The organism is Paraburkholderia sp. XV (assembly GCF_020177535.1).
Taxonomy (GTDB): domain Bacteria; phylum Pseudomonadota; class Gammaproteobacteria; order Burkholderiales; family Burkholderiaceae; genus Paraburkholderia; species Paraburkholderia caribensis.
The window spans coordinates 1-23,604 of the sequence record NZ_JAGUUD010000080.1 but is presented as its reverse complement, the minus strand read 5'-3'; the positions used below and the strand labels follow the sequence as shown (position 1 = coordinate 23,604).

Annotated in this window: 23 protein-coding genes, 2 tRNA genes and 1 riboswitch; of the genes, 12 read left to right on the top strand and 13 right to left on the bottom strand. The window is 63.0% G+C overall.

The window, feature by feature from the left end; genetic code table 11:
* Position 1: 1 nt before the first annotated feature.
* Genes KFO72_RS29290 through KFO72_RS29280 form a run of 3 tightly spaced genes read right to left on the bottom strand, consistent with a single transcriptional unit; the run spans position 2 to position 1,764 of the window.
* On the bottom strand, positions 2–301 hold the full coding sequence (locus tag KFO72_RS29290; protein ID WP_035991241.1) for a phosphopantetheine-binding protein: 300 nt from the start codon (positions 299–301) through the stop codon (positions 2–4).
* Positions 282–1,076 carry a lysophospholipid acyltransferase family protein gene (locus tag KFO72_RS29285; RefSeq protein WP_054934028.1) on the bottom strand — a complete coding sequence of 265 codons (795 nt, stop codon included), beginning with the start codon at positions 1,074–1,076 and terminating at the stop codon, positions 282–284. The genes KFO72_RS29290 and KFO72_RS29285 overlap by 20 nt, the downstream gene beginning before the upstream one ends.
* Positions 1,060–1,764 (bottom strand): beta-ketoacyl synthase chain length factor, encoded by a 705-nt coding sequence (locus KFO72_RS29280; protein ID WP_107202991.1) that lies wholly within the window; start codon positions 1,762–1,764, stop codon positions 1,060–1,062. The genes KFO72_RS29285 and KFO72_RS29280 overlap by 17 nt, the downstream gene beginning before the upstream one ends.
* A gap of 520 nt (positions 1,765–2,284) precedes the next feature.
* A riboswitch (yybP-ykoY riboswitch) is annotated at positions 2,285–2,466 on the top strand.
* A 55-nt stretch (positions 2,467–2,521) separates the two neighbouring features.
* Here KFO72_RS29280 and KFO72_RS29275 point away from each other — a divergent pair.
* The gene (locus KFO72_RS29275) at positions 2,522–3,094 is read left to right on the top strand and encodes a TMEM165/GDT1 family protein (protein ID WP_054934026.1); all 573 of its coding nucleotides are present in this window, start codon (positions 2,522–2,524) and stop codon (positions 3,092–3,094) included.
* Positions 3,095–3,192: 98 nt separating this feature from the next.
* Here KFO72_RS29275 and KFO72_RS29270 read toward each other — a convergent pair whose 3' ends face one another.
* Positions 3,193–3,897 carry a DUF4136 domain-containing protein gene (locus KFO72_RS29270; protein ID WP_054934025.1) on the bottom strand — a complete coding sequence of 235 codons (705 nt, stop codon included), beginning with the start codon at positions 3,895–3,897 and terminating at the stop codon, positions 3,193–3,195.
* A gap of 190 nt (positions 3,898–4,087) precedes the next feature.
* On the opposite strand from KFO72_RS29270, the gene pepN reads away from it, so the two are divergent.
* The 5 genes from pepN (at position 4,088) to KFO72_RS29245 (ending at position 9,008) form a co-directional block, all read left to right on the top strand.
* Complete coding sequence (pepN, locus tag KFO72_RS29265) at positions 4,088–6,790, top strand: aminopeptidase N (protein ID WP_225033593.1); 2,703 nt, start codon at positions 4,088–4,090, stop codon at positions 6,788–6,790.
* Between the two features lie 159 nt (positions 6,791–6,949).
* Positions 6,950–7,252, top strand: a complete 303-nt coding sequence (locus tag KFO72_RS29260; protein WP_225033592.1) for a type II toxin-antitoxin system RelE/ParE family toxin — start codon at positions 6,950–6,952, stop codon at positions 7,250–7,252.
* Positions 7,253–7,268: 16 nt separating this feature from the next.
* The gene (locus KFO72_RS29255) at positions 7,269–7,709 is read left to right on the top strand and encodes a HigA family addiction module antitoxin (protein ID WP_054934023.1); all 441 of its coding nucleotides are present in this window, start codon (positions 7,269–7,271) and stop codon (positions 7,707–7,709) included.
* A 124-nt stretch (positions 7,710–7,833) separates the two neighbouring features.
* A complete protein-coding gene (locus KFO72_RS29250) occupies positions 7,834–8,850 on the top strand; it encodes a class 1 fructose-bisphosphatase (RefSeq protein WP_035989922.1) in 1,017 nt (338 codons plus the stop codon).
* A gap of 82 nt (positions 8,851–8,932) precedes the next feature.
* A tRNA-Thr gene (locus KFO72_RS29245) sits at positions 8,933–9,008 on the top strand.
* Positions 9,009–9,094: 86 nt separating this feature from the next.
* On the opposite strand, the gene KFO72_RS29240 is transcribed toward KFO72_RS29245, so the two are convergent.
* A complete protein-coding gene (locus tag KFO72_RS29240; protein ID WP_225033591.1) occupies positions 9,095–10,234 on the bottom strand; it encodes an acyl-CoA dehydrogenase family protein in 1,140 nt (379 codons plus the stop codon).
* The gene (locus KFO72_RS29235; protein ID WP_225033590.1) at positions 10,227–11,474 is read right to left on the bottom strand and encodes a CaiB/BaiF CoA transferase family protein; all 1,248 of its coding nucleotides are present in this window, start codon (positions 11,472–11,474) and stop codon (positions 10,227–10,229) included. Before KFO72_RS29235 ends, KFO72_RS29240 begins: the two co-directional genes overlap by 8 nt.
* Before the next feature lie 94 nt (positions 11,475–11,568).
* On the opposite strand from KFO72_RS29235, the gene KFO72_RS29230 reads away from it, so the two are divergent.
* Complete coding sequence (locus KFO72_RS29230; RefSeq protein ID WP_176055022.1) at positions 11,569–12,534, top strand: LysR family transcriptional regulator; 966 nt, start codon at positions 11,569–11,571, stop codon at positions 12,532–12,534.
* Positions 12,535–12,538: 4 nt separating this feature from the next.
* On the opposite strand, the gene KFO72_RS29225 is transcribed toward KFO72_RS29230, so the two are convergent.
* From KFO72_RS29225 to KFO72_RS29210, 4 genes are all read right to left on the bottom strand, one after another.
* On the bottom strand, positions 12,539–13,006 hold the full coding sequence (locus KFO72_RS29225) for a TlpA disulfide reductase family protein (protein WP_176055021.1): 468 nt from the start codon (positions 13,004–13,006) through the stop codon (positions 12,539–12,541).
* Positions 13,007–14,251 (bottom strand): sialidase family protein, encoded by a 1,245-nt coding sequence (locus KFO72_RS29220; protein WP_412101807.1) that lies wholly within the window; start codon positions 14,249–14,251, stop codon positions 13,007–13,009.
* Between the two features lie 50 nt (positions 14,252–14,301).
* A complete protein-coding gene (locus KFO72_RS29215) occupies positions 14,302–16,683 on the bottom strand; it encodes a TonB-dependent receptor (protein ID WP_225033589.1) in 2,382 nt (793 codons plus the stop codon).
* Positions 16,684–16,858: 175 nt separating this feature from the next.
* A complete protein-coding gene (locus KFO72_RS29210; RefSeq protein WP_054934016.1) occupies positions 16,859–17,239 on the bottom strand; it encodes a DUF2946 domain-containing protein in 381 nt (126 codons plus the stop codon).
* Positions 17,240–17,462: 223 nt separating this feature from the next.
* On the opposite strand from KFO72_RS29210, the gene KFO72_RS29205 reads away from it, so the two are divergent.
* Both KFO72_RS29205 and KFO72_RS29200 read left to right on the top strand, forming a co-directional pair.
* The gene (locus KFO72_RS29205; RefSeq protein WP_035989898.1) at positions 17,463–17,612 is read left to right on the top strand and encodes a hypothetical protein; all 150 of its coding nucleotides are present in this window, start codon (positions 17,463–17,465) and stop codon (positions 17,610–17,612) included.
* A gap of 314 nt (positions 17,613–17,926) precedes the next feature.
* Positions 17,927–18,523, top strand: coding sequence for a chorismate mutase (locus KFO72_RS29200; RefSeq protein WP_054934015.1), 597 nt, complete (start codon positions 17,927–17,929; stop codon positions 18,521–18,523).
* Here the strand turns inward: KFO72_RS29200 and KFO72_RS29195 are convergent.
* A complete protein-coding gene (locus KFO72_RS29195) occupies positions 18,520–19,698 on the bottom strand; it encodes an exonuclease domain-containing protein (protein ID WP_176055017.1) in 1,179 nt (392 codons plus the stop codon). The genes KFO72_RS29200 and KFO72_RS29195 overlap by 4 nt on opposite strands.
* Positions 19,699–20,025: 327 nt before the next feature.
* On the bottom strand, positions 20,026–20,229 hold the full coding sequence (locus tag KFO72_RS29190) for a cold-shock protein (RefSeq protein ID WP_007578158.1): 204 nt from the start codon (positions 20,227–20,229) through the stop codon (positions 20,026–20,028).
* A 407-nt stretch (positions 20,230–20,636) separates the two neighbouring features.
* On the opposite strand from KFO72_RS29190, the gene KFO72_RS29185 reads away from it, so the two are divergent.
* Both KFO72_RS29185 and KFO72_RS29180 read left to right on the top strand, forming a co-directional pair.
* Positions 20,637–20,879, top strand: coding sequence for a hypothetical protein (locus KFO72_RS29185; protein WP_225033588.1), 243 nt, complete (start codon positions 20,637–20,639; stop codon positions 20,877–20,879).
* A gap of 534 nt (positions 20,880–21,413) precedes the next feature.
* Complete coding sequence (locus KFO72_RS29180) at positions 21,414–22,562, top strand: porin (RefSeq protein WP_054934012.1); 1,149 nt, start codon at positions 21,414–21,416, stop codon at positions 22,560–22,562.
* 126 nt (positions 22,563–22,688) lie between these two features.
* Here the strand turns inward: KFO72_RS29180 and greB are convergent, their stop codons facing one another.
* The gene (gene greB, locus KFO72_RS29175) at positions 22,689–23,261 is read right to left on the bottom strand and encodes a transcription elongation factor GreB (protein ID WP_054934011.1); all 573 of its coding nucleotides are present in this window, start codon (positions 23,259–23,261) and stop codon (positions 22,689–22,691) included.
* Positions 23,262–23,381: 120 nt separating this feature from the next.
* Here greB and KFO72_RS29170 point away from each other — a divergent pair.
* A tRNA-Arg gene (locus KFO72_RS29170) sits at positions 23,382–23,458 on the top strand.
* Positions 23,459–23,604 lie beyond the last annotated feature (146 nt).

The window sequence follows — 23,604 nt, the reverse complement described above, 5'->3', positions numbered from 1 at the left end:
GTCATTCCCCTTTCTTTGTGGTGTCGCCCGATTCATGCGCAAGCTCGCGCTGGCTCGCCACCAGCGCTGCGAGCGAATTGATCGAGCGGAAGTGCTCTCGCGTGCGTTCGTCATTCGCCGCGATCGTCAATTGGTAGTGTTTGCGCAGCACGATGCCGATTTCGAGCGCGTCGATCGAATCGAGACCGACGCCGTCGGTATCGAAGAGCGGCGCGTCGTCGTCGATGTCGGCGGGCGTCAGGTCTTCCAGATCGAGTGCTTCGATCAGAAGCTGTTTGATTTCAAGCTTTAAAGAATCCATAGTCGAACAGATGCTGGGTGATATGTGCTTCGATGGCGCTCGTCACCGTGCGAGCAGCCAGCGCGGGCGGTTCGTCGTGCGCCGCGAGCGCATCTGCGCCGAGCGGCTCGAGCACGTTGACGCGCATGCGGAACGCACGCTCGGGCACGTTGTACCAGCGCATGCCCTTGGTAAATGCGGGTGGATCGCAATCCATCAGTACCGGCAGGATCGGCGCGCCGGACTTGAGCGCCATGTGCGCGAAACCGCGCGAAAACGCATGCATCCGGTTGCGCGCCGGGCTGCGCGTGCCTTCCGGAAAAATGATCATCGTGTAGCCGCGCTGCAGTTGCCGCGCGCCCGCTTCGACGAGATCGAGCGGATCGGCGTTGCTCACATATTCGGCCGCGCGCACGACGCCCCAGAAAAACGGGTTGCTCCAGTGCGCGCTCTTGACGACGCAGCACGCGCGCGGCGTCAGCGACAGCAGCACCATCACGTCGAGCCACGTCGGATGATTCGCGACCACGATGGCCGGCTCGTTGTGCTTGCGGCGCAGCGCAGCGACGCCGTGCGCGTCGAGCTCCATCACGCCGGCCCACTTCAGCACGGCGACGAGCGCGCGAAAGAACGCGTGAATGATCGCGGTGATCGCGCGCTGCTTCGACGTGCGATCCGGCCAGATCCACGCGATCGGAAACAGGATCAGCGAAAAGCCGAGTCCGCAGATGCCGAACGCCGTGAATGCAAGCGCCGTCGCGACGAGGCGCCAGTGATAGTCAAGCCACGGCTTCATCCCAGCTCCATTCCCAGACCGCGTATTCGCCACGCCATTGCGCAGCGGCATGCGTGTCGAGGCAGTGATGCACAGCCTGACTTTGAGTTGCAAAGAGAGTACCCGCGCCTTCGGGCGGCGCTTTGCCGTCGGCCACGGCCGTGCGCGAGCAGGACAGGCGGCCCGCCGCTGCTTCGTCCAGCAGGATCGCGACCGCGCCGCCCTGCACTTCCTCTTCGATCGTGCCGTAGCCGGGATCGGCCGGTTCATCGGCGTAGACGAGCAGCACGGGCGTCGAGGGATTGGTGGCGTATTGCGCGTGCGCTTCGAGCAGCGCGTAGCCGAGCGTCTCGGCACCGGCGGACAGCGCGCTCGCGGCCGTGCGGTCGCCGCGCGAAATGCCGAACACGCCCGTCATCGCGTTCAGCACGGAAAGACTGAATGCCGTCGGCGAGACGGGCTCGCCCGCGCTGATGTTGCGCAGAATGTCGGTGGTGCGGCGCAGCTCGCCGTGGCGCGACGCGAACACGATGCGCACGTTGGGCCGCTCGGCGGCGCAGTCATGCGCGACTTTCAGCGCGATGCGCGACAGCGTGCTCAGGCGACGCCGCACCATCGGCTCGATAAAGCCAATATCGGGTGCGGCGGCTGCGACGGCAGGCCAGGAAGACCAGCGAGCAACCGGAATAGTCCAGTGCAGATCGGGCATATCGGTGTTCGCGCGTGAAGGCTGCTGACGCCAGAGGCGCGCTCGCCATCGACAGCACGTGAAGCGCGCTACTTCGAGGCGAGGCGCTACGCCAGTTCGGTGAGTCCACTTTTATTTTAAGGAGTCACCCAAATAACGGCACGCAGCGGTGATTATTTAGGGGCGGGACGCCAAAACGGGGTTTCGTCTGGTCATTACGTAGACCGCCCGAAATGATACCGAGCATTCTGGCCGAAATCAGCCGGAAAAGACGTATCTATCTGTATCCGTCTCTTGCACGCGACGGAAGCGTTCCCACACCTTCAGCGGCCCGTCCGGCCGGCCTCCGCCCAGCCCGAGCACCCGCTGGCATGCCAGAGATTCGCGCGGTTTGTAACGCTCCTGCGTGTCGGCAGCGCGCGACGAATCCGTTAAAAAGCGACAATCGCGCTTGATTTTGCAATGACTTGCTGCAAGCAATCCAAAGGGGTGCGTAAGTCACGCGAAATCTTCGCTTTCGCGCAAGCCTCCGTGCTATACTCCGCCCCTCATTGGGGAGTAGCCGCCCCGCGTCATGCCCGCGCTACGGTCCAGCTTCTGGCCGGCGAGCGCAGCGTGCGTGACCTGCGGGGGCGCCTGTCAACAGACTTGGCCGTATGGCCATGGCAGACGCAGCCTCTGGCCTGGCGAGACCGATGATCCACCACCGCCGCTTTAGGGCCCGGCGCGTTGTGGGTCGTCGCTCGCACACATCTCGGCCCGGGGAATCTATCAAAACGTGGAACAAGCCTTTCTGATCTCGACGGGCGCAGTCGCGCTGGCTGAAATCGGCGACAAGACCCAACTGCTGTCACTCGTCCTCGCCGCCCGCTACCGCAAGCCGCTGCCCATCATTCTCGGTGTCCTCGTCGCGACGCTGATCAATCATGCCGGCGCCGGCGCGCTCGGCGCATGGCTCGGCTCGCTCGTCACGCCGACCGTGATGCGCTGGGCGCTGGCGGCGTCGTTCATCGGCATGGGCTTGTGGATTCTCGTGCCCGACAAGCTCGACGACGCCGAAGCGAATACCAATCGCACGCACTTCGGCGTGTTCGGCGCAACCGTGGTCACGTTCTTCCTCGCTGAAATGGGCGACAAGACGCAGATCGCCACGGTCGCGCTGGCCGCACGCTTCCATGACTTCTTCGGCGTGGTCGCGGGCACGACGCTCGGCATGATGCTCGCGAATGTGCCGGCGATCCTGCTCGGCGACCGCTTCGCGCACAAACTGCCGACCAGGCTCGTGCACGGCATCGCTGCCGTCATGTTCGTCGTGCTCGGCGCGATGGCGTTGATGGGTATCGGCGTCTGACCGTCGGCCGGGTCATCCGGCAATCGCCCCTGTCAAGGTAACGGCCACATCGCTTGCGCGATGTGGCCGTTTTCATGGAGAGCGCTTCCTGGAAGCGCTTATTGAACGGTCTTGACACCCGAGGCCGGCACGGGCGGCGCGGCATTGCCTGCCGCCATTTCGTTCGAGATTCCGCCCTTTCCGTCGACGGGCAGCTTGACGGTGCGCACCACGCCGTTGCCCAACGGGAAATCGGACATCGCGCTGCGGGCAAGATACGGCATCGCGGCAATCAACGAAGACTGCTCGTCCGTGTTGCGCGCGGTCACGTTGTAGAGTTCCTTGCCCGTCGCGCGATCCGTGATGCGGATGCCGAGCAGATGCGTGTACACGGGATAGCTCTGGTTCACATAGCCTCCCGAATACGGGCCCCACGGACCCCATGGGCCCCACGGGTCGAACGGACGGCCCCAGTAGTAAGGACCGGGCCACGCGCTGTAGTAATAGGCGGGCTGCGAGACCGTCACGGTATCCGAGCGCATGCCATAGGCGAGCGCGACCAGATAGTGCGCTTCGCGCTCATCGGTCTGCCGGAACGCATGCGTGGCGAGTTCGTTTGCGACGATCTGTTCGTAGGTGGCCTGTTCGAGACTGTTCTTCTGCTCAGCCGTGCGCGAGAACGCGTAGGTGCGCGTCGCGTCGCTGCCGCTCCAGTCGGAAAAGGCCGTCACCTGCGACGTCACATAGGTCGTGCAGCCCGCCAGCAGCGTGGCGAACGCCGCGAGCACGAGTGCGGCGTGGCGGGTCAATCGGTCGAGCTTCATGGTCGTCCTCGTTGGTATCGTCGCTCGCGCCTGCCGCGCGAGCGGCCCGATAATACGCTGACCGGACAAGACGGTAAAAAGTTCTATCCGCACGATCGGCCGAGGCTTTGTACAATGGTCCGATCACCCGGCGCACCTCTGCCAGTATGTACATAACGCGCCGGCTTCGAGCTTATTCCCACACGACACCATGGCCGATACCGAAACGCCTCAAGTGATCCGCCGCGCCGACTACGCGCCGCCCGCTTTTCTCATCGATACCGTCGCGCTCGAGTTCGATCTCGTGCCCGAGCGTACCGTCGTCAGGAATACGATGCGCATCCGCCGCAATCCCGACGCGGTGCGCGCCACCCATCTCGAACTGATGGGCGAGGCACTGCAGTTCGTCGAAGCGTCGATCGACGGCAAGCCGTATGCCGATGTCCACGCGCACGAACACGGCCTCACCGTCGACAACGTGCCCGATTCGTTCGAGCTGACGCTGACGGGCATCTGCAATGCCGCGGCGAACACGACGCTGTCCGGCCTGTATGTATCGAGCGGCAACTTCTTCACGCAATGCGAGGCCGAAGGCTTCCGGCGCATCACGTGGTTCCTCGACCGCCCGGACGTGATGGCGACCTACACGGTCACGCTGCGTGCCGACAAGGCCGCGTACCCGGTGCTGCTGTCCAACGGCAACCTGCTCGAACAGGGCGACCTGCCCGACGGCCGCCACTTCGCGCGCTGGGAAGATCCGTTCAGGAAACCGAGCTATCTGTTCGCGCTCGTCGCGGGCAAGCTGGTCGCGCTGGAGGAACGCGTGAAGTCGAGCTCGGGCAAGGAAAAGCTGCTGCAGGTCTGGGTCGAGCCGCACGATCTCGACAAGACCCGTCACGCCATGGATTCCCTCATCCACTCGATCCGCTGGGACGAGGAGCGCTTTGGCCTGGAACTCGACCTGGACCGCTTCATGATCGTCGCCGTGAGCGACTTCAACATGGGCGCGATGGAGAACAAAGGCCTCAATATCTTCAACACGAAATACGTGCTGGCCAATCCCGAAACCGCGACGGACACCGACTTCTCCAACATCGAAGCCGTGGTCGGCCACGAGTACTTCCATAACTGGACGGGCAACCGCGTCACCTGCCGCGACTGGTTCCAGCTGAGCCTGAAGGAAGGGCTAACCGTGTTCCGCGACCAGGAGTTTTCCGCTGACATGGCAAGCGGCGGCAGCACGGTCGAGAATCAGGCGGCACGCGCGACCAAGCGTATCGAAGACGTGCGCGTGCTGCGTCAGATGCAGTTCGCCGAAGATGCCGGTCCGATGGCGCACCCGGTGCGTCCGGAGAGCTACGTCGAGATCAACAACTTCTACACGATGACCGTCTATGAAAAGGGCTCGGAAGTCGTGCGGATGTATCAGACGCTGTTCGGGCGCGAAGGCTTCCGGCGCGGCATGGACCTGTATTTCAAGCGCCACGACGGCCAGGCCGTCACCTGCGACGACTTCCGTCACGCAATGGCCGACGCGAACGGCCGCGACCTCGCGCAGTACGAGCGCTGGTACAGCCAGGCCGGCACGCCGCGCATCACGGTCGACACGCACTATGACGCATCGCAAAAGCGCTACACGGTGACGCTCACGCAGGGCTACGGCGATGCCGCCGCGGCCGCGCGCGAAACGCAAAAGGGCCCGCTGCTGATTCCGTTCGCGATCGGCCTGATCGGCGAGGACGGCAACGACATGCCGCTGCGCCTCGAAGGCGAGGCGTCGGCGTCGCCGCACACCACGCGCGTGCTCGAATTCACGGAGAAGGAACAGAGCTTCACGTTCGTCGACGTGGCCGAAAAACCGCTGCCGTCGCTGCTGCGCAATTTCTCGGCGCCCGTCGTCGTGGAATACGACTACACGGCCGACGAACTCGCGTTCCTGCTCGCGCACGACAGCGATCCGTTCAACCGCTGGGAAGCCGGCCAGCGCCTCGCGACGCGCGAGCTGCTGACGCTTGCCGAGCACGCGGCAACGGGCAAGGCGCTGGAACTGGACGATACCGTCGTCGCTGCGTTCGGCCGCGTGCTGAACGACGAGACGCTGTCGCCCGCATTCCGCGAGCTCGCGCTGATGCTGCCGTCGGAAGCGTATCTCGCCGAACAGATGGACGAATCGAATCCCGCCGCCGTGCACAGCGCGCGGCAGTTCGTGCGCAAGCGTCTGGCGTCGGCGCTCAAAGGCGACTGGCTCGCGGTTTACGAACGGCATCAGACGCCGGGCGCCTACGAACCGACGCCTGAAGCAGGCGGCCACCGCGCGCTGAAGAATCTGGCGCTCGCCTATCTCGCCGAACTCGACGATCCCGCCGACGCCGTGCGTCTCGCGAAGGCGCAGTACGACGCGGCGAACAACATGACGGACCGGGCAGCGGCGCTATCCGCGTTGCTGACGGCGGCTGCGTCGAACGGCGGCGCGGCAGCCGCCGATGCGCTCGACGACTTCTATCGCCGCTTCGAGAACGAGCCGCTCGTGATCGACAAGTGGTTCGCGCTGCAGGCGATGCAACGCGGCACGAAAGCACGGCCTGTGATCGAGATCGTGCGCAAGCTGATGGCGCATCCCGCGTTCACGCTGAAGAACCCGAACCGCGCCCGCTCGCTGATCTTCAGCTTCTGCTCGGCGAACCCGGCGCAGTTCCACGCGGCGGACGGCTCGGGCTATGCGTTCTGGGCCGAACAGGTGATCGCGCTCGACGCGCTCAATCCGCAAGTCGCGGCGCGCCTTGCCCGCGCGCTGGAACTGTGGCGCCGCTTCACGCCTGCGCTGCGCGACCAGATGCGCGCGGCGCTGGAAAAAGTCGCCGCGCAGGCGAAATCCCGCGACGTGCGCGAAATTGTAGAGAAGGCTCTGGCCTGATCGTCTGGATGGTTCCGCTGCATGCAAAAGCCGGCACATGTGCCGGCTTTTTTTCGCCCGTTTGGCGCGATGCAATTTTTCCTACGCCATTCTGCCGACTAGTTGCACGTCGCTGTTGCGATCACACTGAACGTGTTCATCTGATGGTTTACGTTTAACATGACACGTTATACACTTCCCGTGATCTCTACCTTTAACGACAAAGAAACGGCAGCCGTCTTCAACGGCGTGTTCGTGCGGTCGCTGCCATCTGAAGTACAGATCTCCGCGCGCCGCAAGCTCCTGTTGATCGATGCCGCAGCGGACATCAACGACATGTTCGTGCCGCCCGGCAACCGGCTCGAACTACTGCAAGGCGCGCGCAGCGGGCAATGTAGCATCCGCATCAACGCGCAGTGGCGCATCTGCTTCCAGTACATCAACGGTGACGCGCTCAATGTCGAGATCGTCGACTATCACTGAATCATGGGAAACCATCATGGCCATCAAACGCTCTGAACTCGACAAGCTCGACTTCTCCGACGTTTCCACCGGCGAACGCATGCCACAAGCAACGCCTGGCGACATCCTGCGCGAGGAGTTTCTCGAACCGCTCGGCATGTCGGCCCACGCGCTGTCCATTGCGCTGCGCGTGCCTGCGCCGCGCGTCAACGACATCGTGCGCGGCAAACGAGCCATTTCGTCGGAAACCGCCCTGCGACTGTCGTGCTTTTTCAACAATAGCCCGCTCTTCTGGCTCAATCTTCAGATCGCGTACGACCTGCGGGTTGCAATTGCAGAATCGGGCGAACAAATCAAGCGCGAAATCGAGCCGCTGCCGCCGTCGCGCCGGCCCAGGCATCCGCAGTTGTCGCGCGAGCAGCTCAAAGCCGCCGAAGACGCAGCGGCCGCGACGCGCAGGGTTGCGGCCTCGCGTTGACGCATTCGTCCCGTCAGGAAGCACGACGGGAGCGCGGCTTCGGGCGGCGATTTTTTAAAGTCACGGAACCCGCACATCGAAAGGTTAAAATCAGGGAATTCCCAAGCCTCTCCGGAGTACTGCAATGTCTTTGCAACGTCGTACCACCCTTACGAAGTACCTGATCGAGCAGCAGCGCGAGAACAACAATCTGCCTGCCGATCTGCGCCTGCTGATCGAAGTCGTTGCGCGCGCGTGCAAGGCCATCAGTTATCACGTCAGCAAGGGCGCCCTCGGCGATGCGCTGGGCACGGCCGGCAGCGAAAACGTGCAGGGCGAAGTGCAGAAGAAGCTCGACATCCTGTCGAACGAAATCCTGCTCGAAGCCAACGAATGGGGCGGCAACCTGGCCGGCATGGCATCGGAAGAGATGGAACAGTTCTTCCCGATTCCCGCGAACTATCCGAAGGGCGAATACCTGCTCGTGTTCGACCCGCTCGACGGCTCGTCGAACATCGACGTCAACGTGTCGATCGGCACGATCTTCTCGGTGCTGCGCTGCCCTGACGGCCAGCAGCCCACGGAACAGTCGTTCCTGCAAAAGGGCACGCAGCAGGTCGCGGCGGGCTACGCGGTCTACGGCCCGCAAACCGTACTGGTGCTGACCACGGGCAACGGCGTGAACTGCTTCACGCTCGACCGCGAACTGGGCTCCTGGGTACTCACGCAAAGCGACATGCGTATTCCTGTCGAGACGCGCGAATACGCAATCAATGCGTCGAACCAGCGCCACTGGCTCGAGCCGGTGCAGCAGTACATCGGCGAACTGAACGCAGGCAAGGACGGTCCGCGCCAGTCGGACTTCAACATGCGCTGGATCGCATCGATGGTCGCCGACGTGCACCGTATCCTGAACCGTGGCGGCATCTTCATGTATCCGGCCGACAAGCGTGACCCGTCGAAGCCCGGCAAGCTGCGCCTGATGTACGAAGCGAACCCGATGGCGTTCATCGTCGAGCAGGCTGGCGGCGCGGCAACCAATGGCGAGAAGCGCATTCTCGACATCCAGCCGAAGAGCCTGCATGAGCGCGTCGCGGTGTTCCTCGGCTCGAAGAACGAGGTCGATCGCGTGACCCGCTACCATCTCGAAAAGAAAAGTTGAGAAAAGCACTTGCGTGCCGATACAGAGCACTCTATAATCTTGCTTCTTCGTTGCTGACGAACTAAACGAAAGCAACAAAGGCGCCGGAATAGCTCAGACGGTAGAGCAGCGCATTCGTAATGCGAAGGTCGGGGGTTCGATTCCTCTTTCCGGCACCAGCAGATTCAACAAAAAGCCCAGTCCTCGTGACTGGGCTTTTTGCTTTTCTCCACCGCTCACATACGTCCGGCGTGCATCACGCCGTTCATCCCAATACCGACCGGGCAATCACCGTCCGCTGAATCTCGGACGACCCCTCGTAGATACGCAAGATCCGCGCATCGCGCACGTAACGCTCCAGTGGCATCTCGCGCGTGAAGCCGTATCCGCCATGCATCTGCAACGCGGCATCGGTGACGAACGCAACCATCTCCGACGCATAGAGCTTCGCCATCGACGCATCCTGTGTGAACGCCTCTCCCGCCGCGCGCTTCGCGGCGGCCTGCAAGGTCAGCAGCCACGCGGCTTCGAGCCGCGTCTTCATGTCCGCGATCGTCCATTGCAGACCTTGCCGGCCCGACAGCGGCTCGCCGCCGACCTGCCGCTCTTTCAGCCAGCCCGTCGCCGCCGACAACGCCGCTTCCGCAATCCCGATAGACGTTGCGGCCACATCGAGCCGGCTGTTGTCCAGCACTTTCATCGCCGTACGAAAGCCGCTGCCCTCCACGCCGAGCCGGTTCACAGCAGGGACGAAGCAATCGAGCGCCACTTCGTGCGCCGGCGCGCCGCGAATGCCCATGAGCTTTTCGGCGGGCGCAACATCGACGCCGGGCATATGCCGGTCGACCACGAAAGCGCTGATACCGCGCGCGCCTGCGTCGGGATCGGTCTTCGCATACACGACGATGAAACCAGCCGCATCGGCGTTCGAGATGAAGTGCTTGACGCCCGTCAGCCGATAGCCGTCGCCTTCGCGCGTCGCGCGCGTCGCCATGTCGGCGGGGTTGGAACCTGCGCGCGGCTCGGTCAGCGCGAACGCGCCGAGCTTGTTGCCGCTGGCCGCGTCGGGCAGATAGCGATCGCGTAGCGCATCGTCGCCGCCGATCAGGATCGAGTCGGTTGCGAGGTAGTGCGCGCCGATCATCGACGAAGTCGACGCGCAGGCCTTCGCGATCTCCACCAGAGACAGCACGATTGCCACCGGCGACGCCTCGACGCCGCCCCATCGCTCAGGCAGATTCATGCCCATCACACCAAGTTCCGCGAGTTGCGCGACATAACGCGTGGTCGGCAGCTCGTCACGATCGACTTGCGCGGCGCGCGGCGCAAGTTCGCTTTGTGCGAAACGCGAGATCGCATCGGCAATCTCCAGGTCGCCGTCTTCGATGCCCAGCCGCTTACGCATGATCTTGCTCCTCGTTGCGATTCACATCACCCGCGCGGACCACAGGAACGCCGAACGCGCCGCGCTCGCGCAAGGACACGATGTCGTCGGCGTCATAGCCGAGTTGCCGCAGCAGCGCGTCCGCGTGTTCGCCGAGCCCCGGCGCAGGCGACACGCAATTGGCCCCGTACGCGGAGAACTTGACCGGCTGCGTCGGCACGCGCTTTGTGTGTCCGTCTCGCCGTATCTCGGTCAGCAAACCACGATGCGCAGCGTGATCGCTCTCGAGCGCCTCATGAAGATTGCGAATCGGCGCGACGGGAATGCCTGCTGCGCCGAGCACGTGATTGACCTCATCGACGGTGAGCGCCGACGACCACGTCTCGATCGTCGCGCGCAAATCGGCTTCGTGACGGCAGCGCGACGCGTCGCTGGCGAAACGCGGATCGGCGGCGAGGTGCGGCGCGCCGATTGCGTGCGCGAAAGCCGAGAAGAGCTTGTTGTTCAACACCGCGACGACATAGAAGCCGTCGGCTGCGCGATACGCGCCGAACGGCGCCGACGACGGATGCCGGTTGCCCACGCGGCGCGGCGCGGTTCCCGTCGCCGCGTAGCGCGCGACGAGCGTCGCGCTCAAGCCGAGCGTCGCGTCGAACATCGACACGTCGACATGCGTGCCCTTGCCGCTCTTCTCGCGCGCGAGCAATGCGGCGAGCACGCCCCACGACGCGAACAACCCGCTGACGACATCCGACACCGACTCGCCGATCATCGTCGGCGGTCCGTCCGGCGAACCCGTGGCATCCATCAACCCGCACATTGCCTGCAGGATGATGTCGTAGGCAGGACGATGCGATTCGGGACCCGTCTGCCCGAAGCCCGACACGCTCGCATACACGAGCGACGGATTGGCAGCGCTCAAGTCCGCGTAGCCGATGCCCAACCTCTCCGCGACGCCCGGCCGGAAATTTTCAACGACGACATCGGCGTCCGCGCATAACGCGCGCGCGAGTTCACGGCCCGCGTCCGTTTTCAGATCGAGCACGATGCTGCGCTTGTTGCGGTTCATCGCGGCGAACAGGCCGCTCTCGCCGTCTGCCGCAAACGGGCCGACCGCACGATAGTCGTCGCCCGAAGGCGGCTCGATCTTGATCACATCGGCGCCGAGATCGCCGAGCAGCGCGGCGCAATAGGGGCCGGCCAGCACGCGCGAGAAGTCGATTACGCGCAGGCCTTCCAGCGGCAGATTCGAACGTTGCATCGAACGCTCCTTTCAGCAGAGATTGCAACGATTCTCGGCGGCCTAGCCTATCAAGTAAAATATGAAATCAAACTAGCACCTATAGGATTTCCTGATGCGTGTCTCGTTGCGGCTTCTGCGTTATTTCACGGCGGCGGCCGAGACGGGCAGCACCACGGCCGCGGCAAAACTGCTGAACGTATCGCAGCCGTCTATTTCCGTGGCGATTCGCGAACTCGAAGCGCTGTTCGACGACACGCTGTTCACCCGCGAATCGGGCGCGAAGATGACGTTGACACGCTTCGGCGTACGCAAGCTGGCGGAGGCGCATCAGTTGCTGAACGCCGCCGCGTCGTTCGAGGCCGACGACAGCGGCGACGCGGCAGCGGGCGAAGTGCAGATTGGCGTATTCAGCACGATCGCGCCTGTTTATCTACCCGAATTGCTGCGCATCGCGCGCGCACGCTTCCCGGATCTGTCGATACGCTTCATCGAAGGCGATCTCATGCAGCTCGAAGACGCGTTGCGCAGCAGCCGTATCGAACTTGCGTTGATGTACGACGTCGGCTTGCCCGCCGATATCGAGCGCGAATGTCTCGCGGAACTCCGCCCCTACGCGCTCGTGCCGGCGCAATCGAAGCTCGCGAAGAAAGCCGGCAGGCTATCGCTGCACGACCTCGCGAAAGAACCGCTCATCCTGATCGATCTGCCGCACAGCCGCGAGTTTCTGATGGCGCCGTTCTGGCAATGCGGGCTTGCGCCCGAAGTGCGTTATCGGGCGACATCGCTGGCACTCGTACGAGGGATGGTGGCGAACGGGCTCGGCGTTTCGCTGCTGATTACGCAGGGCGATCAGACCATGGCGGCGGGCGCGATCGAGCGGCCCATTCGCGAAGAAACCATTCGCCAGCCGCTCGTGATTGCGCGGCCCGCGCGCGCGTCGCGGACGAAAGCGTCGGAACTCGTCGCGCAATGCATGCGCGACGCGGTCGATGCCGCGCTCGCCAGGCGCGCGGGACAAGGGAGCAAAGCGGCGAGCAAGGCGGCAAGCTCGCGCCGCCGCGCGCCGTCGCTCAGATAGCGCACTAGCGATGCCACGCGTCGAGCGTCGCGGACTGCAACAACCCGCTCGACGCCTGACGCGCGCCATGCGCGTCGATCAGCAACGTGCGCGGCATCTCTCCACGCCAGTTGGGATCGAGCGCACGGCGCAGCTTCTCGGGAATCGCCTCGGCGTTCGCGTAAAGCACCGTCTGCGGCGGCAGCGGCAGCGTCGCGAGCACCTGAGACAGCGCGGCCGCGTTGTCGTCGATGGAATCCATCGCGATCATCGTCAGGCGCACGTCGCGATGCTTCTTCTGCCATTCGACGATGCGCGCCGTATTCTCGCGGCAATAGCTGCAATCGAGCGACCAGATTTCGACGATCTGCGGCCTGCCTCGAGATGCGGCAAGCACCGCATCGACGTCGGGTGCGCGCAGCGGCTTGAGATCGACGGCCTGCGCGTTGAAAGCCATCACGCACGCCGCCAGCGCCATGAAGATTCGCTTCATTTACTTGGCCTCCTCGACGGGCACGAGCATGTAGCCGTCGTTCTGCGTGCGCCACGACAGATAGACGCGGCCGGCGTCGTCGAGCAACTGCGGGTTGTCGCTGCCGCCCGCCGTCTGCGCGAGCGTGCGCGCCGCGCTCCAGTGCGCGCCTTCGTCGTCGGAGCGGCGCAGCATCAGGCGCATCGTGTCGCCGTCGAAATCCTTCCACGCGAGCCACAGCGTCTTGCCTCGAGCGGTCAACGCCGCGTGCGACGCCTGCCCGCCGGGCTTGCCCGTGTCGCCGAACGCCCACGGCTCTCCGAGCGGCTTGCCGTCGGCGGAAAGGCGCGAATAGTAGACATCGGCGCGTCCATTGACGACGCTGAACCACGCCATATGGCGCACGCCGTCCGGCGTGATCGCGAGCGCGGGGCCGTGATCGGGGCAGGCTTCCATATGCCATCCGGAGAACGTCGCGCGGATCGGCACGACGGGCTGCTGCGCGTCGGCGGGCAGCACGGCGAGCGCGTGATCGCGGATCTGGCCTTCGAACACGTTGCGCCACATGGCCTGCACGCGGCCTTCGCTGTCGAGCGCGAGCGCGATGCGGCAGCACTCGCACGTGTGGTCGGCGACCTTGCGTTCGGGCTGGAACGTCTGCCCGCCGTCCGTCGATACCGCGAAGTAGACAGCCGCGCCGTCGTACGGCTTGCCGGCCTGTTTCGCCAGCGTCAGATCACGCTTGTCGATCCACGAGACGAAGATGCGCCCTTGCCCGTCGACGATCAGCGAATCGAAGCGATGCGTGATCGGCTGCCGGTCGCCGTGCACGGTGGCAGGCACGCTCCACGTCGCGCCGCCGTCCGTCGAGCGCGAGAAGCGGACCATGCCCGTGTACGGCGCGTCGAGCGGCATCGACCAGGTCACGTAGATCGTCTTCGCGTCGGGGCTCGCGGCGATCTTCGGACGATTCTCGGCGCTCGTGTAGATCGGCTCCGGCATCGCGTTGACCGTGACGGGCGGCGACAGCGTGCGGCCCCGATCGTCCGAATGCGCGACGACGACGTGTTCTCCCTCCACCCACGCAACCCACAGGCGATGCTTCGCGTCGAACGCGGCGCCCGTCGCGAGCGGCGTTTTCGCGGGCCTGGCCGCGGCGGCATTCATGTTCATGCCGCCCATGCCGTCCTTACTGCCCTTACTGCCCGCCGTCTCCATCTGCATGCCGTGCGCGGCGTGTGCTTCGCCCGATGCGTCGTGCGCCATCAGCGGCTGCGTCAACGAGAAGCCAACGGCCCACACGGCCGCCCATTTTCTTAAAGCATCCATTTGAGTTCTCCGTAGAAGGTGCGGCCCGGATACGGGTGAAAGACGTAGTAGCGGCGGTCCGTGACGTTGTCGATGCCAACCGACGCGAGCCAGTGCTTGCCGACCTGATAGCGCGCCTTCAGATCGATCACGAAGAACGAACTGGTGCCGCCGTAGACGTCGGGATTGATGTCGCTGTTGTCGAGCGTGTTGTACTGGCGGCCGGAGTAGCGCAGTCCCACGCTGCCCTGCCACTGCTGCGTGAAGTGGTAGTTCGCGAGCAGGTTGGCCCGCACGACGGGAATGCGCGGGAAACGCTTGCCGACATACGACGGGTTCGCGGCGTCGGCGAGAATCTTCGAGTGGGTCGCCGTCACGTTCGCGTCGAGATCGAGCCCGTGCAGCAGCACGTTTTGTCCGGAAAAAGCGAGTTCGACGCCGCGCACGCGCACGCGGTCGACGTTCGAGATGTTCGTGACCGTGGTCGAACCGCTGACGGTCGTCTGGCTATAGATCGAGTCGCGCAGGTCGCTCTGGAACACGCTCGCCCGCACCACACCCACGCCGACATCGCGTTCCGCCGTGAAGTCCCAGTCGATCGCCTTCTCCGGCTTCAGCCCAGGATTGTTATTGACGATCGCGTTGTTCGAGATCGTCCCTTGGAACAACTCGGCGACGCTCGGAAAGCGCGTGCCCGTCGCAAACGACAGACGGAACAGCCAGTCTTGCGTCGCCTGCCATTGCACCGACGCTTTCGGCGACAGCGCGTTCGCGCTGCGGTCCGCGTAGCCGAAGGTCGATGAGCCGTTGCCGAGCGCGCCGTCGTACGCGTCCCAGCGCTCGTAGCGCAGGCCGAGCGTCGCGAGCCAGCCGGGCGCGAAACGCCATGCGTCCTGGCCGTACAGCGCCTGGGTGCGCGTGTCGCCGCGATAGGTGCTGGCGAGCGTCGACGGCGAGCCGTTCAGCCAGTCGGGCGTGTTGTACGTCTCGTTGCGCAAGAAGTAGTTGTCGAAGTGATAGCCGACCGTCAGCGCATGGCCCGCATACAAGGGCGACTCCGCTTTCAGGTCGAAGGTGCGCCAGCCGGTGCCGTCGCCGTAGAAGATCGTGCCGGGGCCGCCGCCGTATGCGGCGGGCGGCGCGGTCGTCGACGAACGCAGCGTATCGCGCGACACGTCGTACGCGGACACGATGCCCGAGAGCTTCCAGCCAGAATCGAGCCGTCCGTTCAGGCCGAGCGCGTAGAGCCAGTTCTCCTGATCGCCGTTGGCGGGCGAGAACGCGGTCGGCGAGATCGTGTAGTTCTTCCCGCCGATGGTCACGTTGCCCCCATAGACGGGGTTGCCCGCGGCGTCCGTCAGGAACGTATCCGACCGATCCTTATAGTGGTTTTCCCAGTGCCCGAGCGTGAGCGTCGCGTCGACGTGGTCGGTGATCGCGTAGCCCATGCGCACGCTTTCGTTGATCTGCTCGGTGCGCTCCATCGTCTGGGCACCGACGATCACGCGCGGCTGACCGTTCGGGCCGATGTCGGTGGCCGCGCCCGTCACCGCGACGGGCGCGCCGAGCTTCGCGTTGTACGTGCTGCTCGGGCTCGCGTACTGCATCGGCTGGCTGTTGTTCTCGAGACGGTCGAGCGTCAGGGAATACCAGAAGCGGCCGACGCGGTCGGCGATATGCGCCGTCTGATGATTGCCGCCGAAGTTCTTCGAGAAGCCGTACGCGTCGTCGTAATGCTGCGTGAAAAGCTGCGTATCCAGCGACGCCTCGAGCTTCTCCGGCTTGCGCGTGGTGATCTGCACCGTCGAGCCGATCGAGTTGCCCGGATACAGCGCCGAGAACGGGCCGTACAGCACTTCGACCTGCGCGATGTCGTCAGGCGCGATCAGCGACCAGCGCGGCGGATACGCGTAGCTCGAACCCAGCAGGTTCGATAGCAGCAGTCCGTCGGCATAGACGAGGCCGCGCGCGCTCTGCAACTCGTTGAAATCGCGGCCGGCGAAGACCGCGTTGCGGTCACCCGTGAAGCGCTTGCGCACCATCACGTTCGGCGCGTACTTGAGCGCGTCTTCCGTGTTGACGATGTTGCGCGCGTCGATCTGCTCACGCGTGACGGTCTCCACGACGCCGGGCGTACCGGGCGCGAATGCGGGCGCGGCACGCGCGGCTGTCACGCTGACGGCCTGCAATGTGCTCACGGGTTCCGTCAACGAATTCGCGGAGTTGTTCGTTACAGAAGGATGGGAGACCGAAGTATCGGACGCCGGGCGGCCGATGATGGCACGATCGGTCGTACTTTCGTCGGCCCAGGCGGGTTGAACGGCGAACACTGCCGCGCACGCAAGCGATAGTCGCGTGCGTGCGGACAGCGCAGCGTAAACGATGCGCATATGAGTCCTGTGGACGTGATCGAAGGCGCCATGCCGGCCTGAATGTCGACGCGCTGCGCCGCGTGAGGAACACGGGCAGACAACAGTGCTCGGGACAAGAGGCGCGCATGGCGGCCCGCCGCCCGCTACGTCATGACGACGTCAGAGGCGGGCAAACGGGCTGGCTGAGACAGCTTCAGATCGACGGGACAGGTGGGGCGCGAGGTTGTGCGACGCGCACGCTGCGGCGCACAAAGACGGCTTCGGGCTCGATGGCTTGCGAGTAAGCAAGCGTGCGTGCGGAAGGGACGACGAACGGGACGCTGCCGCCCAGCGCGAAGTTGGCGGCAAAGCCCGGACAGTAGACACAGTGGGGAACGACGAGGTGCGTCTTCGACGTGTCGTCGTGCGAACCATCGAGATCGATGACGACGTTCTGCGCACCGGCTGCGTGACAGAGCTCGACAGACAGCGGGCCTTGCGCACCCGGAGCACGCGCATAGCCGATGACAGGCGACAGTACATTGAGTACCAGCGCCAGCCATACGAGACTGATCCAGCGTGTCGAACGTGTCATCGCTACTTGAAAAAGTGAGCGCGCAGTATAGCAAGCAGGCGGGAGACAGTCTTTAGACGTACTGCAATACAGACAATCGTCAAATTCTAAACAAGGCGCTTCAATCCTTGGGAGCGTGTGCCGTTAAAGCAACAAAGAGCGCGCCAAAACATCAGCTGTATGCGGCAGCGCTAGTGCACGACGCGCGCCGAGGGACATAATGAATTCGTAAAGGAGAACCATCATGGATAGCAGACCGCCAAAGATTCCGACCCCCGACAAGGTGTTCAGCCCGGATCCGGAACCTGCAGGCGTTGAGTTTCTGGGCGCGGAACTGCCCGAGCACGTTCGCGCGTTCTTTGACGAACAACGCAAGTTGTGTGAGCCGAAGTAACGATCGACCTGTGCATTGCAGCATCGGGACACGCAGGAATGCATGCGCAGTGCTGCTGAACGTCTACGCGCTTCCTTCATCGAGGCGCGGCGTCGGCGCGCGCCCGTGTTCTGTCCTGGCCTGCCGCTGATTTCGTTCTGCTGAGCGCCGTTGCCGATGCGTCATCGTGTCGCGCGTGCTCACGTTCCGTTCCACCTCGCCTCTCCTTCGCTCGGCCAGCGCGTGTTGCGCATGCATGGCGCATCTTTCCGCGCTTCGTCTATTCTTCTGTCTTTTCCCTTTCTCGAATGCGGCCGCGTGCTGCATCAAGCTCAATGACCCGTCCGAATTTCACCGGTGCGCTTGGCGCGATCCTGTTTGCTTCCGCCCTCGCCTTCACGCCGGGAGCCGCCCGCGCCGACGGCGACGACACCGCGCTGACGAATCTGATTGCACTGGTGTCGCAGCGCCTGGCGCTGGCCGAGCCTGTCGCGCGTTACAAGTGGGCGCATCATCAGCCGATCACCGATACGCCGCGCGAGCAGGCCTTGCTCGCCGACGTCGAAAAGCGTGCAGCACGCGCGGGCGTAGACCCGGCGTTTGCGCATGAATTCTTCCAGGATCAGATCGATGCGAGCAAGGAAGTGCAGAACGCACTCTTCGACACGTGGCGCGCCAGCCGCCCGCCCGAAGGCGCGGCGCCGGATCTCGCGACGAGCCTCAGGCCGCAGCTGGACAAGTTGACGCAGTCGTTGATCACCGCGCTGGCGCGCGTTCAGACGCTGCGCGCGCAGGACGATTGCCCGACGCGCGTCGCGCGCGGCATCGACAACTGGAAGTCGCTCACCCGCTACGACAACACTCGCAACGCCGCGCTGACGCGCGCGCTCGGGCACGTGTGCGAATCGGGCGGCGTGGGAGCGACGGGCTAGGCTGCGTCGGCGGGCGCCGCTGCGGGGATCACGCTTGCAACGGTCTCCGCGGCCTGACGGCTGAGCGGCAACACACTCAGGCCGCGCGCGAGATGCGACTGCAAAACGCGCCACGTCGACAGCTCGAACGCGCCAACGACGCTCGCGGCGAGCAGCGTCGATGCCTCGGCCAGCGAGGGCGCGTGTCCGAGGTAGCGCCATTTATCCACCACATGGAACACGCGCGCGCCATCGGCCGCATCGCGCTCCTCGAACGCGATCGCACCGTCGTAAGGCCAGGGGGCGTCGGCGGGATCGGCGCGGCTCACGCGCGGCACGCGGTTATGCGGCGGGCGGAGCGCCGCGATCATTTGCGCTTCGGCAAGCAGCGCGCCGATTTCCCCGCCCGTGCCACGCCACTCGACGCGGCGCACCTGCTGCGCGAGCTTCAATTCTTTCGACGAACGGCGCTCGCCCGTCAGATGGGCACGCAGACGCTGGCGCACGCGCACACTTCGTCCGACGTAGAGCGGCGCGTCGTTCTCGTCAAAGAACGCGTAGACGCCGCAACCGGCGGGCGCGGTATCGAGCAGATCTTCCGTGATGTCGCCCGCGAGCCGGAACCGGCGCATGGTCTTGTCGATTTGCGCCCGCAGCACGTCGACGGGAACGAGGCCGTGCAGCCGCTGCCAGAACTGCCAGAGCAGATCGGCGTCGGCAAGCGCGCGGTGCCGGTCCGACGGCACGAGCGCATGCCGTTCCACGAGCGCATCGAGGCCGTGACGCTTTTCGGCGGGAAAAAGCGCGCGCGACAGACGTACGGTGCACAACATGTCGGGATTGAACGCGTAGCCCGCGCGCTGGAACTCGCTGCGCAAAAAGCCTCGGTCGAAATTCGCGTTGTGCGCGATGAAAAGCTTGCCGTCGAGCCGCGCGAAAAGATCGGCGGCGATGGATTCGAAGGTGGGCGCGCCGCGCACCATCGCGTCGGTGATGCCCGTCAACTGCTGGATGAAAGGCGGGATTGGCTGGCCGGGATCGACGAGCGTGGTCCAGGTGGATGCGCCATCCGGCCCCAGTTCGACAACGCCGATTTCGGTGATCCGATGAGCGCCGACGGAACCACCCGTCGTTTCCAGGTCGACAAAAACGATCGGCACATCGAGGGCCGGATCAGACAGAAGCAATTCAGACATGTGGGGAGACTGTGCAATGCATAACTCTGCACAAGTATGCACTATCGGCGGCGGGCGTTGCTCGGGCAATCTCGAGCAGTGGGAAACGACTGACCATCGGTAAAGCGGCCGGCGGGAATATGTTTATTCGATTGGACGATCATAAATAAATCATCAATCAGGGATTACACGAATATGACATATTGATGTCCAACCCAGGAAAACTCGCGGAAATTTTCGAACCGCATTTTTCCTCGCCCTACCGGAAGCGGATTAACTCCGAATTGCGGCAATAAAAAACCCTCGCGAACGAGGGTTTATCCTAAGAGCCAGCGGCTCAACCGCGCATTACAGCGGCTGGATGTTCGCAGCCTGCTTGCCCTTGGGCCCAGCCTTCACCTCGAACGACACGCGCTGGTTCTCCTTCAGCGACTTGAAGCCGTCTGCACGGATTTCCGAGAAATGCGCGAAGAGGTCCTCGCCGCCCGCATCGGACGTGATGAAGCCGAAGCCCTTAGCATCGTTGAACCATTTGACGATACCAGTTTCCATGTTCCACTTTCCCTCAATTTGATAAGACAGGCGATGCTCTTAATGCCGATTACGATTCACGATTCCGCAAACCGCAATATATGCACGATGCACAATCAGGGTTCCGCTATCGAAAATCCAGCAAGGCCATTTATAAAGGGAAGCCGATAGGGGCGTCAAGCGGTTTCAAATCAAAAACTGGATATACATCAAACGCGCTGTTAAAGCGGATATAGCGGCATCAATTATTCAGCCAATTCATAATTTTAACCGGTCTGAATTGCCGATCCGATTTGTCTAACAATAGCCTGTCAGAAATCTTTTCCTGAATGTAACAAAACGTGTCATTCGTAAGTGTTTCCACGACTTGTTAAGGTGATCTGTCAAACGCAACATTTCAACCAGCAGTTTGAAATCGGAGAAATGTCATGCTGTTTGATTCCCTTCGCCGTATCGCCGCACAACTGTTTCAATCCACGAAGGGTGCGCCGCCTTCCGAAACGCCTTCACAACGCCCGTCCCTGCTCGAGTTCGACCCGATGTGGCACGGCGATCACTGGCAGAACCTGCTGTCATCCCCAATGGACGCACGTCATTATGTGATCGAAGATTGGAGCCTGACGCCGGGACTCGAATTCGCTCCCGTCGGTGCGGATGGAAAGCTTCAATAAGCGAACCCGGAAGCAGGGCAAAAAAGGCAAAAAAAAAGCGCGACTCTTGTGAAGTCGCGCCGACAAAGGTTTGGAGATCTTTTTCGTCAACGAAAAAGTCTGCTTCGAAAAGCAGAGATTTCAGTATAGCGTTCGTTGTCGATTTGATTAGCTCCGACTCTCGCAATCTACTATTGCAGAGCTGACAACAATCGCTATTCAACGATTTTTGCGTTGTTTTCGCACGTCATTTCATGTCGTAATTGAACAACGCGCAAAGGTTGACACTTGGGGGTGGCACGAGCCAATCGGCCGCAAAGCCTTTATCAATAAGGCTTTCAGTCTCCATCCCGATAATTTCCTATCACGTAATACTTTATTGCTGATTTCGGAACGGCCAACGGGCGGGTCACGTCTCTACACTTTGCCTACCCGGAAACGAACGCACGTCGGTCACCGTGCGTTGTTCACGCGACTTTGCCTCTCGCAGCATTCGCGTGAAGTTTCCTTCAAGCCTGGGTTTCCAAAACCCATCCTGTTCTCGGAGTTACAAAGATGAAAAAGACTCTCATGGTCGCCGCCCTGTCGGGCGTATTTGCAACGGCAGCGCACGCACAGAGCAGCGTCACGCTGTACGGCCTGATCGACGCCGGCATCACCTACACGAACAACCAGCACGGCCACAGCAACTGGCAAATGACGAGCGGCTCGGTGAACGGCAGCCGTTTCGGCCTGCGCGGCGCTGAAGACCTCGGTGGCGGCCTGAAGGCGATCTTCACGTTGGAAAACGGCTTCGGCATCAATGACGGCACGATGAAGCAAGGCAGCCGTCTGTTCGGCCGTCAGGCATTCGTTGGCCTGGCAAGCGACCAGTTCGGCGCTGTGACCCTCGGCCGTCAATACGACAGCATGGTCGACTACGTTGGTCCGCTGTCGCTGACGGGCACGCAATACGGTGGCACGCAATTCGCACACCCGTTCGACAACGACAACCTGAACAACTCGTTCCGCGTCAACAACTCGGTCAAGTACCAGAGCGCGAACTACGCGGGCTTCAAGTTCGGCGCGTTGTACGGCTTCTCGAACCAGGCTGACGGCTTCGCGAACAACCGCGCATACAGCGCTGGCGCGTCGTACAGCTTCGCAGGCTTCAACCTCGCTGCTGCTTACCTGCAACTGAACAGCAACGGCGCAGCAAGCGGCGCGGCGTTCAACTCGGGTGGCGCAGTGTCGAGCGACAACACGTTCTTCGCTGGCCGCCAGCAAACGTGGGGTGCAGGCGCAAACTACACGTTCGGCCCGGCAACGGCTGGCCTCGTGTACACGCAAACGAACCTGTCGAGCCTGAACGGCATCGGCCAGGGCGCATCCGGCGTGTCGGGTGGTGTCGGCCTGAACGGCTCGAGCGCTCACTTCCAGAACTTCGAAGCGAACGCACGTTACGCGCTGACGCCGGCTCTGAGCATCGCTGGCTCGTACACGTACACGCGTGCAAGCCTGGAAGGCCAGCGTCCGCACTGGAACCAGTTCAACCTGCAAACGGCATACGCGCTGTCGAAGCGCACCGACGTGTACCTGCAAGGCGAATATCAGCAAGTCAGCGAAAACGGCTTGGGCATCAATGCCAACATCAACGGTCTGGGCGCGAGCTCGGGCAACGAGAAGCAAGTTGCTGTGACGGCTGGTCTGCGTCACCGCTTCTAAGCATCAGAAGTACTTGCAGCATGAAAAAGGCGCCGCTTGCGGCGCCTTTTTTTCGTCCGGACTCCGGCGTTCTGCCGGACTCGCTTCGCGCAGCATTCGCCTGCGCGTTCTTAGACGGTACAGGCCTCAGGCCTCCTCTTCCTCACGCGTCGGATACGCCACGTCGAGCACGTCGATTGGCTGCGGCCCGGCAGGCGTATGCAATATCACCTGATCGCCGACTTTCGCCTTCAGCAGCGCACGGGCGATGGGCGAAATCCAGCTCACGTGACCTTCATCCAGATTCACCTCGTCGATGCCTACGATCCTCACCTTATGCGTCTCGCCGTCTTCCGTCGCGTATTCGACAGTCGCGCCGAAAAACACCTGATCGGTGTTTTCCTGCCGGCTGCTGTTCACCACTTCAGCGAGATCGATGCGCTTGGTGAGAAAGCGGATACGCCGGTCGATCTCGCGCAGCCTCCGCTTGCCGTAGATGTAATCGCCGTTCTCCGAGCGGTCGCCGTTCGACGCCGCCCACGACACCAGCTTCACGACTTCCGGCCGCGCCTCGTCGATCAGGTGCAGCAACTCGTCGCGCAGACGCCGATAGCCGGCGGGCGTGATGTAGTTCTTCGCGCCCGCCGGCATGTCGGGTTGCGCGGCTTCGAGATCGTCGTCGTTCTCGTCAGTTGATTCTTTGACAAAGGCTTTATTCATGGTGGTTCAGCGTTGAAGCGGACATCCGGATCTCCAGCCTACATGATACGGCTACTGTCACAAATTTCCCGGGCGCCCCTTCCCTTTTTCCGAGACCTTGCTATAATCTCACTTCTGCGTGCGGCTGTAGCTCAGTTGGATAGAGTACTTGGCTACGAACCAAGGGGTCGTGGGTTCGAATCCTGCCAGCCGCGCCACTTTTTTACGAGGGCCTTCCTCCGGGAAGGCCCTTTCGTTTCACCGAGGTGTACGCAAAGTAGTCAGCGTCACCCAAGCAGTTCAAGTTTAGCGTGCGGCTGTAGCTCAGTTGGATAGAGTACTTGGCTACGAACCAAGGGGTCGT